The sequence below is a fragment of the Halorubrum coriense DSM 10284 genome, assembly GCF_000337035.1.
In the GTDB taxonomy this organism is placed as follows: Archaea; Halobacteriota; Halobacteria; order Halobacteriales; family Haloferacaceae; genus Halorubrum; species Halorubrum coriense.
In genome coordinates, this window is the sequence record NZ_AOJL01000035.1 from 41,489 (window position 1) to 54,038 (window position 12,550).

Annotated in this window: 14 protein-coding genes; 4 read left to right on the top strand and 10 right to left on the bottom strand. The window is 69.3% G+C overall.

What is annotated here, in order from left to right; genetic code table 11:
* Positions 1-10: 10 nt before the first annotated feature.
* Entirely contained in the window at positions 11-1,003 is a 993-nt protein-coding gene (locus C464_RS08735) for an NAD-dependent epimerase/dehydratase family protein (RefSeq protein WP_006113313.1), read from the top strand.
* Between the two features lie 31 nt (positions 1,004-1,034).
* On the opposite strand, the gene C464_RS08740 is transcribed toward C464_RS08735, so the two are convergent.
* The 3 genes from C464_RS08740 to C464_RS08750 all read right to left on the bottom strand — a co-directional run bounded on the left by C464_RS08740 (position 1,035) and on the right by C464_RS08750 (position 3,083).
* Positions 1,035-1,784 (bottom strand): GNAT family N-acetyltransferase, encoded by a 750-nt coding sequence (locus tag C464_RS08740; protein WP_006113314.1) that lies wholly within the window; start codon positions 1,782-1,784, stop codon positions 1,035-1,037.
* Between the two features lie 195 nt (positions 1,785-1,979).
* Positions 1,980-2,639, bottom strand: a complete 660-nt coding sequence (tenA, locus tag C464_RS08745) for a thiaminase II (protein ID WP_006113315.1) — start codon at positions 2,637-2,639, stop codon at positions 1,980-1,982.
* 168 nt (positions 2,640-2,807) lie between these two features.
* The gene (locus C464_RS08750; protein WP_006113316.1) at positions 2,808-3,083 is read right to left on the bottom strand and encodes a cytochrome C oxidase subunit IV family protein; all 276 of its coding nucleotides are present in this window, start codon (positions 3,081-3,083) and stop codon (positions 2,808-2,810) included.
* Between the two features lie 159 nt (positions 3,084-3,242).
* Between C464_RS08750 and C464_RS08755 the strand changes: the two genes are divergently transcribed.
* Positions 3,243-3,761, top strand: coding sequence for a hypothetical protein (locus C464_RS08755; RefSeq protein WP_006113317.1), 519 nt, complete (start codon positions 3,243-3,245; stop codon positions 3,759-3,761).
* A 55-nt stretch (positions 3,762-3,816) separates the two neighbouring features.
* Here C464_RS08755 and C464_RS08760 read toward each other — a convergent pair whose 3' ends face one another.
* A complete protein-coding gene (locus tag C464_RS08760; RefSeq protein WP_006113318.1) occupies positions 3,817-4,365 on the bottom strand; it encodes a halocyanin domain-containing protein in 549 nt (182 codons plus the stop codon).
* Positions 4,366-4,513: 148 nt separating this feature from the next.
* Between C464_RS08760 and C464_RS08765 the strand changes: the two genes are divergently transcribed.
* A complete protein-coding gene (locus tag C464_RS08765; protein ID WP_006113319.1) occupies positions 4,514-5,104 on the top strand; it encodes a hypothetical protein in 591 nt (196 codons plus the stop codon).
* 48 nt (positions 5,105-5,152) lie between these two features.
* On the opposite strand, the gene C464_RS08770 is transcribed toward C464_RS08765, so the two are convergent.
* Entirely contained in the window at positions 5,153-6,301 is a 1,149-nt protein-coding gene (locus tag C464_RS08770) for an acyl-CoA dehydrogenase family protein (protein ID WP_006113320.1), read from the bottom strand.
* Between the two features lie 102 nt (positions 6,302-6,403).
* Here C464_RS08770 and C464_RS08775 point away from each other — a divergent pair, with 102 nt between their 5' ends.
* Positions 6,404-7,201 (top strand): RIO1 family regulatory kinase/ATPase domain-containing protein, encoded by a 798-nt coding sequence (locus C464_RS08775; RefSeq protein ID WP_006113321.1) that lies wholly within the window; start codon positions 6,404-6,406, stop codon positions 7,199-7,201.
* Between the two features lie 38 nt (positions 7,202-7,239).
* On the opposite strand, the gene C464_RS08780 is transcribed toward C464_RS08775, so the two are convergent.
* Genes C464_RS08780 through C464_RS08800 form a run of 5 tightly spaced genes read right to left on the bottom strand, consistent with a single transcriptional unit; the run spans position 7,240 to position 12,272 of the window.
* The gene (locus C464_RS08780) at positions 7,240-7,989 is read right to left on the bottom strand and encodes an ABC transporter ATP-binding protein (RefSeq protein WP_006113322.1); all 750 of its coding nucleotides are present in this window, start codon (positions 7,987-7,989) and stop codon (positions 7,240-7,242) included.
* Positions 7,986-8,774, bottom strand: coding sequence for an ABC transporter ATP-binding protein (locus C464_RS08785; RefSeq protein ID WP_049910995.1), 789 nt, complete (start codon positions 8,772-8,774; stop codon positions 7,986-7,988). Before C464_RS08785 ends, C464_RS08780 begins: the two co-directional genes overlap by 4 nt.
* On the bottom strand, positions 8,767-9,981 hold the full coding sequence (locus C464_RS08790) for a branched-chain amino acid ABC transporter permease (protein WP_006113324.1): 1,215 nt from the start codon (positions 9,979-9,981) through the stop codon (positions 8,767-8,769). Before C464_RS08790 ends, C464_RS08785 begins: the two co-directional genes overlap by 8 nt.
* Positions 9,978-10,937, bottom strand: coding sequence for a branched-chain amino acid ABC transporter permease (locus tag C464_RS08795; protein ID WP_006113325.1), 960 nt, complete (start codon positions 10,935-10,937; stop codon positions 9,978-9,980). Before C464_RS08795 ends, C464_RS08790 begins: the two co-directional genes overlap by 4 nt.
* Before the next feature lie 9 nt (positions 10,938-10,946).
* Positions 10,947-12,272: an ABC transporter substrate-binding protein gene (locus C464_RS08800; RefSeq protein WP_006113326.1), complete on the bottom strand. Its 1,326-nt coding sequence runs from the start codon at positions 12,270-12,272 to the stop codon at positions 10,947-10,949.
* Positions 12,273-12,550 lie beyond the last annotated feature (278 nt).

Genomic DNA, 12,550 nt, shown 5'->3' on the forward strand with positions numbered 1-12,550 from the left:
GATCTCGGGTATGACAGACACGGCGCTCGTCGTCGGCGGCACGCGCTTCATCGGGCGACACACCGTCGAGGAACTGCTGGCACACGACTACGAGGTCGCGATCTTCAACCGGGGGAACCACGAGAACCCCTTCGCGGACGACGACCGCGTGACGCACGTCGAGGGCGACCGCAAGGACGAGACCGCGCTGCGCGCGGCGAAGCTCTCGGTCGAGCCCAACGTCGTCGTCGACTGCGTCGCCTACCAGCCGGCCGACGTGGAGACCGCGACGGAGATATTCGCCGACGTCGACGGCTACGTCTACATCTCCTCGGGCTCCAGCTACGCGGCCGAGGAGATCCCCAAGCGGGAGGGCGAGACGCCGCTGGAGCCGTGTACCGACGAGCAGGCGGTCGACGACTCCCACGAGACGTACGGCAACCGGAAGGCCGAGGGCGACCGCGCGGTGTTCGCGGCCGCCGAGGAGGGCGTGGCCGCGACGGCGGTCCGCCCGTGTATCGTCTACGGGCCCCACGACTACACGGAGCGGCTCGACTACTGGATCGACCGCGTGCTGACGCACGACCGCGTGGTCGTCCCCGGGGACGGACAGAACCTCTGGCACCGGGCGTACGTCGAGGACGTCGCGAGCGCGCTGCGGATCGCCGCGGAGCGCGGGGAGCCGGGCGCGGCGTACAACGTCGGCGACCGTCGCGCGCTCACGCTTCGGGAGACCTTGGAGACGATCGCCGACGCCGCGGACGTCGAGTGCGAGGTCGTCCCCGCGAGCGACGACGCCCTCGCCGCCGCCGGGCTCGAACCCGACGACTTCGTCCTCTACCGGGAGTACCCGCACCTGCTCGACACCTGCGCGCTCGCCGACCTCGGCTGGGAGTCGACGCCGGTAGACGAGGCGATGGAACGGACCGTGGAAGAGCACCGCGAGTCCGACCGCGACGGAGGCGAGTGGGACCCCGGTCGCGAGGCCGAGGAACGGGTCATCGGCGTGAAGGAGACGCTCTGAGGCGGCGCTACCGCCGCGGCGGGAGTCGGCGTCAGTACGCGGCGTCCCAGCGCGTCGGCTTCCGACGGTTCCCGCAGTCCCGGCACTCCATCCGGTCCATCGTGTCGATCGCCACGTCGGTCCCCTCGCAGTTGCCACAGAGGTAGCCGTACCGCCGCTCGTGGTTCGGGTCGGCGTACGCGACGTAGAACGGGGCCCGCGACCCGCGGTCGCTCTCGTCGAAGGCGACGTGGACCCGCTCGCCATCCTCCGTCTCGTAGATCGCCTCGGAGATGCCGGTGAGGCTCCCGACCTGCTTCCGGTACTCCCGCTCCGCGAACAGCTCGCCACCGATGTCGACGTCGCGCTCGCCGGCGAGCTCGTACCCCTCGCGCTGGTAGAACGTCGTGCCGGCCTCGTTGTCGGCGAGGACGCGCGCCTCGATCCGGTCGACCTCCGCCGACCGGAGGGCGGACTCGACCCGTTCGAGGAGCGCGGAGCCGATGCCGGACTCCCTGTGGTCGGGGCGGACGTGAAGCCAGTCGATCTCGCCGACGCGCTCGCGGCGGCCGACGACGTAGCTCTCCGCGAACCCAACCACGTCGCCGTCGACGACGGCCACCGGGAACACCGCGTCGTCGTCGTCGACGTCGTCCCCGAGGTCGGCGGCGTCGTACCACTCTTCGACCGCTTCGTCCAGCAGCTGCTCGCCGACGGCGTGTCCGTACGATGCCACGAGCGATTCGCGGGCGACCGACCGGACCGCGTCGACGTCGTCGGCGGTTGCGTCGCGTAATTCCATGCGGGTAGATCACACCCCGTGTACAAAAAACTCGGTCGGAATTCCGCGCCCCCGGCACCACCTCACTGCGAGGCGGCGGCCCGCACGCCGACGAGGTCACCGAGACGAAGCGGATCTCGATCCACCACGAGCCGCGCGAGTACCCGTCCTGAACGCGCGGAGTCGCCCCGTCGGGTCGCGCGGTCTCACCCCGGCTCAGACATCCCACGTCTCCCGGGTGTAACACATCTCCCAGAAGGCGTGTTCGAGGCGGGCGCTCCGGAGGAACGCCGCCCGCATCGCGTCGCGCTCGCCCGGATACGCCTCGCCGTACCGGTCCACGAGGTCGCGCATCCACGCCACCGTCTCGCGGAAGGCGTCGCTCGTGTACTTCTCGATGAACGGCGTGTACCGGTGCGTCTCGGTCGCGAGGGTCGCCATGTGGTCGGCGACGTCGAGGTAGCCCTGTCCGCAGGGGTAGACGGCGGCGGCGATCTCCGCGATCGACCCCTCGTGCGCCGTGCGGACGAGGAAGTCCGTGTACGCGGCGCAGGTCGGCGACTGCTCGACCGCTTCGAGGTCCGCCGGCGAGAGCCCGTAGTCGGCGGCGAACGAGCGGTGGAGCTCCATCTCGTCGTCGAGCGTCGCGTGTGCGGTCCCCGTCAGCCGCCGCGTCGTCGCCTCGTCGTCGGCCTTCGCCCCGGCGAGCGAGAAGACGCGCGCGTAGTCGAGCAGGTACCGGTAGTCCTGTTTCACCCAGTGGCGGAACGCGGCCTCGTCGAGATCCCCCGCCGCGAGTTCGACGACGAACGGGTGTTCCTTCTGGGCGTCCCAGATATCCGATCCGGCGTCGAGGAGCGTGTCGCTGAAACCCATTTCGTCGGCCGGTCGTTCCGCACCCGGATATAACTAACTAATATTACCTAGTAATCCTCTGAGAGTACGATCGAGGACGCGGACTCCGGACGAACGGAAGAGAAATCGGGGCGGCGACGACGGAACGGCACACTTCGAGAGAGCGTCGGACGGAACGACCGCGGGTCGTTACGAGATGGAGTACGTCGCGGCCGCCATCAGCAGCATGGTGAGCGCGAGCGCGAGCCCCATCAGGTAGGTCAGCGAGCGGTTCTCCCACTTGAGGTGCTGGAAGTACGCGACGATGAGCAGCGTCTTGACCGTCGCGATCACCAGCGTGCCGCCGAGCGCCTGCGCGTACGTGAACTCGACGAACGACGTCTCGAAGAGCGCGAAGTTCAGGGTCGCCGCGACCAGGAGGGCGACGTATATCGCCGAATACAGTTTCACGGAGTCGTGCGCCATCTTACACTCCACTTCGTCCCTGCGCTTAAAGAATTAACCATCCGGGGGTACTCCGCGTCGGGGCGGAGGCGAGGGGCGACCGGCCGCTCGAATCCCGAAACGCCTATCCGCGCGACGGTCGGACCTGTCTCCAGTCGCAGCCCGCGACCGGCACCTCCCGTGACTCCGCTCGAACCGACGGACGACCTGCTCGAATCGCTGTACGTCGTCAACAAGGTCGCGAAGCAGTTCGCCGACGAGGCCACCGCCGCCTACGAGCGCGGCGACGTCACCGAGAGCAACGTCCGCTCCGCGCGTAAGGACGCGCTCTACCGCCTCAAGACCGCCGTCCTCACGCGGGTCGTCGCGTACGACGCCGACGGGGTCACGGGCGAGTACCACGCCATCAACGGCGACGTGTGGCTGTTCCTCACGGTCGGCGACTGGCACTTCCACCAGCCGCCGCACGCGATCGGCGGCGACCTCACCGACGCGATCGCCATCTCGAACTCGCGGGCGGACCCGATCGACGCCCCCTACGTGCGCGACGCCGCCGTCGAGCGCTCGGACCGCACGCTCGAAGAGGCGCTGTCGCGACTCGCCGAGGTCGGTGCCAACGCCAACGACCACCTCGCGCGGCCGACGGTCACCAGCGAGCACGACCGGATCGTCGACGTCCGCTGGTCGTTCCTCTCGTGAGCGCTACGCATTTCAAAAAACCGCGTTCGCGGCCGAGCTGGCCGCCGTGAACCGCTTACGCTTCGACGACTTCGATCGCGGCGAGCATCCCGTTCGCCTGGTGGGGCGTACACTGGTACAGCTGGATCCCGGCGCTGTCGAACGACTGCTCGAAGGTGTACCCCTCCTCGGAGACGGACTCGCCGTTGTCGAACTCCGACGCGGACCCCTCGACGGAGGCCACGTTGTGCGCGCCGCCCTCACCGGTCCACTCCCAGACGACGGTCGTCCCGGCGTCGATGCGGATCGCCGCCGGCGAGAAGGCGAACCCGACGTCGCCGGCACCGACATCGACGGTCACCTCGTCCTGCCCCGTGAAGTCCATGATGGTCCCCTCGTACATCCGGGCCTCGGAGAGGTAGTCGTCGATCTCGCTCGGCACGTCGTCGGCGGCTGCGCCGCCACCGCCGCTGGAGCCGTCAGAGCCGTCGGAGCCGTCGGAACCGTCGGACCCGTCGGAACCGTCACCGCCGTCACCGCCGCCGGAACAGCCGGCGAGCGTTCCGATGGTCAGCGCGGCTCCGGTTCCGGCGAGATACCGCCGTCTGGACAGATTATCAGACATCACCTGACGTAGGAGGTGAAGCCTTACAAACCCCGTGATAGCTCCCGATTATCGGGAACGTTCCGGACCGCTCTCCGTCGCCCCGACACCGGGGGTCGGCGCGACGCCGAGAGTCGGGTTTATCGCCCTCCGCCACCTTGCGGGACGCATGCGCGAAGACGCGCTGGCGACGCGGCTCGTCGAACACTACGAGGCGACGGCCGACGACCCGGCGATCCGGCTCGAAGAGCCGTACGACGCCGACGGACGAGAGGGGGTCGTCGACCTCTTCGTCCGGACGCGGACGCCCGAGCCGGTCGACCGCGTGATCGAGCTCAAGGCCGACGCCGCGGTCCGCCGCGCCACCGGCGCGAACGAGGTCCTCCGGCAGTACCGTCGGATGGAGCGGTACTTCCACGCGGACGCCCGCCACGCCCTCCGACCGAAACTGGGCCGAACCGAGCCGGGCGCTCGGTATCTCCTGTGTTTCGCGCCGACGCCGACCTGCGTCTACCACGTCGCGACCAACCGCACGCTGTACGGCTCCGTCGACCCCGCGGGACGGGCGGGCGACGTGCCCGCGGTCCGCACCGTCGCGTTCCTGACCGGGCTCGACGGCGACCCCGCGGCCCTCGGGCTCGTCTCGGTGAACGGCGACGCCGCGTTCGGCTCTGCGGCCTTCAAGCGGGCGGTCCCCGGGGACTCACGGCTCGCGGAGAGCCTGCGCGCCGTCGACGACGACCTCGTCGAGTTCCCCTGACGGCCCGAGGAGACGGATGGCTGCGGCTGCGGGCGTCGAAACGACCGATTAGAGGCCGAGCTCGCGCCCGATGACGACGTGTTGGATCTCGCTCGTCCCCTCGCCGATCTCCATCAGCTTCGCGTCGCGGTAGAACCGCTGCGGGGCGAAGTCGGTGGTGTAGCCGTAGCCGCCGAGCGTCTGGACCGCCTCTTCCGCCACCTCGCGGGCCGCCTCGCTGGCGTCGAGCTTCGCCAGCGCCGACTCCCGCGTGACCGACTCGCCGGCGTCGTACTTCGCGGCCGCCTTGTGCGTCAGGAGGCGGGCGCGCTCGGTCTGGCGGTGCATGTGGACCACCTTGTCGCGGACCGCGTCGAACTTCGCGATCGGTCTCCCGAACTGCTCGCGCTCGCCCGCGTACTCCTTCGCGGCCTCGTACGCGCCCTGCGCGAGCCCGACGGAGAGCGCGGCGATGGATATCCGCCCGCCGTCGAGCGTCTTCATCGTCTGTGTCCACCCCTCGCCCTCCTCGCCGAGCAGGCGATCCTCGGGGATGCGAACGTCGTCGAAGGCGATCTCGCAGGTCGGCGAGCTGTTGAGGCCCATCTTGTCCCAGACGGTCGTCACCTCGAAGCCGTCGTCGTTCTCGGGGTCGACGATGAACGTCGAGATCCCGTCGTAGCCGGCCCCCGGGTCCGTCACCGCCTTCACGAGCACCGAGTTCGCGACGTTCGCGTTCGTGATGAACTGCTTGGTTCCGTTCAGCACGTACTCGCCCGCGTCGGCGTCGTACTCGGCGGTCGTGTCCATGTCGGAGGCGTCCGAGCCGCTCCCCGGCTCCGTGAGCGCCCACGCGCCGAGCCCTTCGCCCTCCGCGAGCGGGCGGAGCCACTCCTCCTTCTGTTCGTCGGTGCCGAACAGGTCGATCGGCTTCGCGCCCAGCGAGGTGTGCGCGGCGTACGAGAGGCCGATCCCGCCGGAGACGCGCCCGAGCTCCTCCGTGACTAGGGCGTACATCAGCTGGTCGCCGCCGAGTCCGCCGTACCCCTCCGCGACCGGGATCCCCATCATGTCGAGCTCCGCGAGGGAGTCGAACACCTCCGCGGGGAACCGGTGTTCGTCCTCGATCTCTTGGGCGACGGGCGCGATCTCCTCCTCGCAGAACTCCCGGACGGTGTCGCGTATCATCCGGTGTTCGGCGGGTACCTCGAAGTCCATGGGCAAGAATTGCGACGCGCGGACATAAACGATGCGAACGACCGTGACAGACCGTGGCGGGCTGAGCCGACGACTTATGAGGCGTCGTCGCGTGCCGCCGGTATGGAGTTCCGGGAGCTCGTCCGCGGTCGCGTCGACTGGCCCGACGTCGAGCGGGTCGCGCGCGAGCTCGCGACCCGCTACGACCGCGACGGGGTCCGCGTGCGGTTCCTCGACGCCGACAACTGGCTGTCGACGCCGATGGTCGTCGACGGCGACCTCTTCGTGAAGGTCATCACCAGACAGAACACGCTCGTCCACGCGCTGTTCACCACCGGGCGGAACCTCGGGGCCGTCTCCGCCGGCACCGAGGGGTTCTTCGAGCGCCACGAGACGCCCTACGAGATGGCGCGCCACGAGCTCGAAGCGACGCGGCGGGTCCGCGAGCTCGGCGTCAACGCCCCCGAGCCCGTCGAGGCGTTCGAGGTCGGCGACCTCGGCGTGCTCGTGTTGGAGTACCTCCCCGAGTTCCCCACCCTCGGCGAGCTCGACGGCGGCGCGGTGGCCCGGTTCGCGCCCGACCTGTTCGGGACGCTCCGGACGGTCCACGACGCCGGGCTCGCGCACGGGGACCTCCGCGCCGAGAACGTCCTCGTCGCGGACGGGGAGCTGTACGTCATCGACGCGACCCGCGTGAGCGAGGACGGCCGCGAGGCGGCGCGCGCCTACGACCTCGCGAGCGCGCTCGCGGCGCTGGAGCCGCTGATCGGCGCGGCCGACGCGGTCGACGCCGCGCTCACGAGCTACTCGACCGACGAGCTCCTCGCGGCGCGTCGGTTCCTCGACTTCGTCGCGATCCGGCCGGACCACGACTTCGCCGCCGCCGAGCTCATCGGCGAACTGGAAAAGCGGACCGCGTGAGACGCGGCGGAAAGAGGATCGGTCGAGTCGCGTCCGACTCAGCCGCCGAGGTACAGCTGTGAGACCTCCTCGTCGTTCAACAGCTCCTCGGGCGTCCCCTCGAACCGGACGGTCCCCTGGTCGAGCACGTAGCCGCGGTCGGAGATGCCGAGCCCCTTCGTCACGTTCTGCTCGACCATGAGGATCGCCGTCTCCATGTCGTTGACCTCCTCGACGTCCTCGAACACGTCGTCGGCCGTGTTCGGCGCGAGCCCCGCCGAAGGCTCGTCGATCAGGAGCACGTCGGGCTCCATCACCAGCGCCCGGGCGAACGCCAGCACCTGCCGCTGGCCGCCGGAGAGCGTCTTCGCCTTCGCGCTCCGCTTCTCCTCGATGATCGGGAACCGGTCGTACAGGGTCTCGATGACCGCTTCGAGGCCGCTGTCCCGGGCGACGCCACCCATCCGGAGGTTCTCGTCGATCGTCAGCGAGCCGAACACGTTGTCGGTCTGCGGGACGTAGCCGATCCCCTCGCGGACGATCTCCTCGGGCGCCATCCCGCCGATGTCGCGGCCGTGGTAGGAGACGGTCCCCGTCCACGGGGTCAACATCCCGAACGCGGTCTTGAGAACCGTCGACTTCCCGGCCCCGTTCGGCCCGACGAGACAGACGATCTCGCCCGGATCGAGCCGGACCGAACAGTCGTCGAGCACCTGTACCTCGCCGTACCCGCTGTCGACGCCCGACAGCGAGAGCACCGGATCGGCTCCGTCGGTGGCCCCCGCGGGCCGGGTCGTGTCGTGGCTCATGCGCCGCCTCCGAGGTACGCGTCGATGACGCGGTCGTCGTTCCGGACCCCTTCGGGCGTCCCCTCGGTCAGGACGTGCCCCTGGTCTAAGACGACGATCGGGTCCGCCAGGTCCATCACGAACTCCATGTCGTGCTCGATGAGCAGGAACGTCGTCCCCTGCTCGTTGAGCCGCCGGATCTGCGATTTCAACTTCTTCGCGAGCGTCGGGTTCACGCCCGCCACCGGCTCGTCGAGCAGCAGCACCTCCGGCTCGGCGAGCATCGCCCGCGCGAGCTCGACCAGCTTCATCTGCCCGCCCGAGATGTCGGTCGCGGGCTGCGTCGCGAGGTGGTCGATCTCGAACTCCGCCAGGATCCGCTCCGCCTCGGCGAGGTTCGCGGACTCGCTCTCGGCGACCGTGCCGGGCGAGGTGAACAGCCTGTGGAACGACTCACCGGGCTGCTCGCGCGGTCCGACCAGCATCGCCTCGCGGACCGTCATCCCCTCCAGCTTGCGCGGCGTCTGGAACGTCCGGATGAGGCCGTGTTCGGCGACCTCGTACGGCTCCATGCCGGTCACGTCGGTCCCGTTCACCTCGACGGTCCCGCCGTCCGGCTCGTAGAAGCCGGAGATGAGGTTGAACAGCGTGGACTTCCCGGCCCCGTTGGGGCCGATGAGCCCGGTGATCGTGCCGCGCTCGACGCCGAACGTCGCGTGGTCGGTCGCGGCGAGCCCGCCGAACGACTTCTGGAGGTCGTCGACGGCGAGGACCGGGTCCTGCTTGGCGAGCGCGCCCTCACTCATCGCCCCCACCTCCCTTCCGCTCGCGGACGCCGCTGTCGGGCGACTCCGGCGCGCCGCCGCCGTCGACCGCGCTCGGCCAGATCAGTTCGCGCTGCGGCGGCAGGACTCCCTGCGGCCGGTAGCGCATCACGGCGATTATCACGACCCCGATCAGCAGCAGCCGCAGCGGCGCGGGGTCGATCGGCAGCGCCACGTCGTTGAGGAACCGCGTCCCCTCCCGGATCGTGACGATGACGATGCCGCCGAACAGCGCCCCGCGGTTGGAGCCGCTGCCGCCGAGGATCACGGCGACCCACGCGTAGAACGTCGTGATCGGGTCCAGATCGCCCGGCCCGACGTAGAGGTTCAGGTGCGTGTAGAACACGCCCGCCAGCGCCATGACCAGGCTGCCGAGGACGAACGACTGCATCTTGAACGAGTAGGTGTCCTTCCCCAGCGCCCGCGCGAGGTCCTCGTCGGAGCGGATCGTCCGGAGGACGCGCCCCCACGGCGACCGGTGCGCGCGCCGGAGGACGAAGTAGACGCCGCCCGCGAACGCCAACACCAGCAGGACGTTCAGCGACGCGCGCCAGAACGCCGTCTCCAGCAGCACCGGCGACCCCGGAATGACCTCCAGGCGGAGCCCGGGCATCGCCTCCGGGAACGTCCCCAACACCGGCCACCCGGCGAAGAAGCCGGGGATGCCGCGGACCCCGGCGCTCCCGTTCGTCAGCCACCGCTCGTTCAACACGATCAGTCGAACGACCTCCGCCAGTCCCAGCGACGCGATGGCGAGGTAGTCCGCCCGGAGCCGGAGCGTCGGGATGCCGATCAGTATCGCCAAGACGAACGCCACGGCGAGCCCGACGACGAGCCCGACGACCGGGAGCCCGAGCAGGGAGGGGATGAGCGGGACCCCCTCGAACAGCTCCGCGAGCGGCGACCCGCTCGCGGTGAACAGCGCCGCGCCGTACGCGCCGACTCCGAAGAACGCGGCGACGCTGAAGTTGATCAGCCCGGCGAACCCCCACTGCGAGTTCAGCCCGAACGACAGCAGGGCGTACATCCCCGCGAGGCCGACGAGGAACAGGAAGTACGTCGGCCCGAGCGCGCCGGTGAGCAGCGCGACGAAGAGGAAGAGCAGGAACGCGACGCTGACGCCCAGCACCCACCCCTCCGGGCGGGTCAGCTCCTCGACCGCGCCCCTCGGGTCGGTGAGGGCGCTCACGTCGCCCCCTCCCCGGCGATCCCGTTCGGCCGGACGAGCAGCACGGCGACCATGATCACGAACGCGATCGCGTTCGCGTACTCGATGCTGACCAGGCTCTCGAGGAGGCTCGCGAGCCACCCCGGCCAGATCGGCAGCGCCTCGACGACGTCGGAGAAGAACGGTGTGAGCTGATTTATCATGCCGATGAGGAAGCCGCCCGCCATCGCGCCGTAGACGGAGCCGATCCCGCCGAGGATCACCGCCGCGAAGATTACCAAGAGCAGGTTGAATCCCATCCGCGGCGAGAGTTGGTTGAACAGCCCGAGGAACACGCCGCCGGCCCCGGCGAGGCCCGCGCCGATGACCCACGTCCAGAGCTTGACCCGCCGCGTCCGGATGCCGCTGACCCGCGCGAGGTCCGGGTTGTCCGCCATCGCGCGCATCTTCCGGCCGAGGTCGGTGTACTGGAGCAGCACGTGGAGCCCGACGACGAGCACCGCGGCCGAGGCGACGATCGCGACGTCGTGGAGCGTCACCCGGACGCCGTACGGTACCAGCGACTCGATCGGCCGGAGCGGCTGGATGTCGAACCGCGTGAAGTCGGAGCCGAACCGGATCTGGATCAGCGCCCGGTAGACGAACGCGATCCCGATCGACGTGATCAACAGGCCGATCGAGTCGACGTCGAGCGGCTCGTAGATCACCCGCTCGGTGACGACCGCGACGACGGCGGCCGCGGCGATCCCGACGACGAGCGCGAGGAAGAACCCGTACGGGAGCCCCAGCACCGCGCCGCCGAGTCCGCCGACGACGCCGAAGGTCACGAGCGCCGTGTAGGCCCCGATCGTCATCGTGTCGCCGTGGGCGAAGTTCGCGAAGTCGGCGATGCTGTACACCAGCGACAGCCCGATGCTGCCGAGGACGATGATACTACTGAAGACCAGCCCGTTGGCCAGGTATCCGATGACGGTCATCGACCCGGGTTAGCCTTCGACGAAGTCGATGCCTTCGTACTCGTGGTCCTGTACCTCGAGGACTTGGAGGAAGCCGACCGGGTCGCCGTCCTCGTTGAAGTCGATGGGACCGCTGACCCCCTGGTAGTCGACGTCGTCGGGACCGCCGCCGTCCGCGAGGATTTCGCTCGCGGCCGCGAACGACGTCACGGTCTCGCCCTCCGGTCCGGAGACGCGCCGGACGGTGTCCTGAAGCGCCGCGCCGGCGAACTCGTCGGCCGCCTGGATCGCGAGCGCGGCGTTGATCACGCAGTCGTACGCGTACGCCGCCCACGAGGTGGGCTGGCGGTCGTACTCGGCCTCGAAGTCGGACGCGAACGACTGGTAGTTCTCCTCCTCGACCGGGGCGGACGGGACGACGATGTTCATCCCGTCGATGCTCCCCTCGGGAGTGTTCTCCAAGACGTTGTCACCGGAGACGGAGTCGGCCCCGTAGAACTGCGCGTCGTAGCCCGAGGAGAACACCTCGTTGACCATCGTGGCGAACTCGGCCTGGTAGGTGACGAACAGCCACGCGTCCGCGCCGGAGCCGTTCATCTCCGAGATGACGCCGGAGTACGACTGCTGGTCCTGGTCGTGGGGCGTGTTGTAGACGACCTCGCCGTCGTACGCGTCGACGAACGCGTCGGTGAGGCTCTGCCCGTAGTCGTTGTTGACGTAGGTGACCGCCACCTCGTCGTAACCGTCGTCGGCGATGATGTTCGAGAGCGCGAGCGACTGGCTGCGCCCGGACGGCGACATCCGGAGCAGCCCCGGGAACTCGGTGAGGTTGAGCCCGGTGGAGTTCTGACTCAGCTGGACGACGTCGGTCCCCTCGACGACGCTCTCGTAGATGGCCAGCGAGACGCCGGACCCGACCGCGCCGATGAGGAACGGGACGCCGTCTTGGTTGACGAGCTTCTGGGCGGCCGCGATCCCGCCCTGGTTCTCGCTCTCGGAGTCCTCGACGACGATATCGAGCTCGCGCCCGTCGATACCGACCTCGTTGACCCGCGACAGGGCGAGGTCGACGCCGCGCTGGTTCCGCTCGCCGAACGCCGACAGCGACCCGGTCTGCGAGTCGACCATCCCGATCTGGAACGCCTCGGTCGAGTCGCCGCCGTCGCTCCCGTCGTCGCCGTCCATCCCGTCTCCGCCGTCGTCGCCGTCGCTTCCGTCACTGCCGTCGCTTCCGTCGCTTCCGTCCCCGTCGTCGTCGGTCGTGCTGAGACAGCCCGACAGGGCGACGAGCCCCGCGCCGCCGGTCAGTTTCAGGAGCGTTCGCCGGTCCGCCGCATCTGTGGTATCTCGTGACATGCGTATCCGGTAGTCCCGAACACATCTGGGTATCTGAACCCCGGCCCGCCCATGGTCGGTGCGGCGGGCGCGGGCCCGCGACCCGCGAACGCGGTACTCTCAGGGTTTCATGCGGAGAATTCTCTTCGGAACAATTGGTCGGGTGCCAATATATCCCGGTCCCGGATCGAACTGTTCGTATGATCCCGCCCATCGCGAGTAATTTCGTCGCCGGGGAGACCCCGGAGGCGGCGCTCGCGCACGTCGAAGCCCTGTCTCTTATACACATCTCTGATGGC

What these genes read in the sequence shown, in the direction of transcription:
- C464_RS08765 (WP_006113319.1), top strand. Translation starts at nt 4,514, where the DNA reads ATGCGCGAAGACGCGCTGGCGACGCGGCTCGTCGAACACTACGAGGCG.
- C464_RS08760 (WP_006113318.1), bottom strand. Translation starts at nt 4,365, where the DNA reads ATGTCTGATAATCTGTCCAGACGGCGGTATCTCGCCGGAACCGGAGCC.
- C464_RS08750 (WP_006113316.1), bottom strand. Translation starts at nt 3,083, where the DNA reads ATGGCGCACGACTCCGTGAAACTGTATTCGGCGATATACGTCGCCCTC.
- C464_RS08770 (WP_006113320.1), bottom strand. Translation starts at nt 6,301, where the DNA reads ATGGACTTCGAGGTACCCGCCGAACACCGGATGATACGCGACACCGTC.
- C464_RS08800 (WP_006113326.1), bottom strand. Translation starts at nt 12,272, where the DNA reads ATGTCACGAGATACCACAGATGCGGCGGACCGGCGAACGCTCCTGAAA.
- C464_RS08780 (WP_006113322.1), bottom strand. Translation starts at nt 7,989, where the DNA reads ATGAGCCACGACACGACCCGGCCCGCGGGGGCCACCGACGGAGCCGAT.
- C464_RS08775 (WP_006113321.1), top strand. Translation starts at nt 6,404, where the DNA reads ATGGAGTTCCGGGAGCTCGTCCGCGGTCGCGTCGACTGGCCCGACGTC.
- C464_RS08735 (WP_006113313.1), top strand. Translation starts at nt 11, where the DNA reads ATGACAGACACGGCGCTCGTCGTCGGCGGCACGCGCTTCATCGGGCGA.
- C464_RS08785 (WP_049910995.1), bottom strand. Translation starts at nt 8,774, where the DNA reads ATGAGTGAGGGCGCGCTCGCCAAGCAGGACCCGGTCCTCGCCGTCGAC.
- C464_RS08795 (WP_006113325.1), bottom strand. Translation starts at nt 10,937, where the DNA reads ATGACCGTCATCGGATACCTGGCCAACGGGCTGGTCTTCAGTAGTATC.
- C464_RS08740 (WP_006113314.1), bottom strand. Translation starts at nt 1,784, where the DNA reads ATGGAATTACGCGACGCAACCGCCGACGACGTCGACGCGGTCCGGTCG.
- tenA (WP_006113315.1), bottom strand. Translation starts at nt 2,639, where the DNA reads ATGGGTTTCAGCGACACGCTCCTCGACGCCGGATCGGATATCTGGGAC.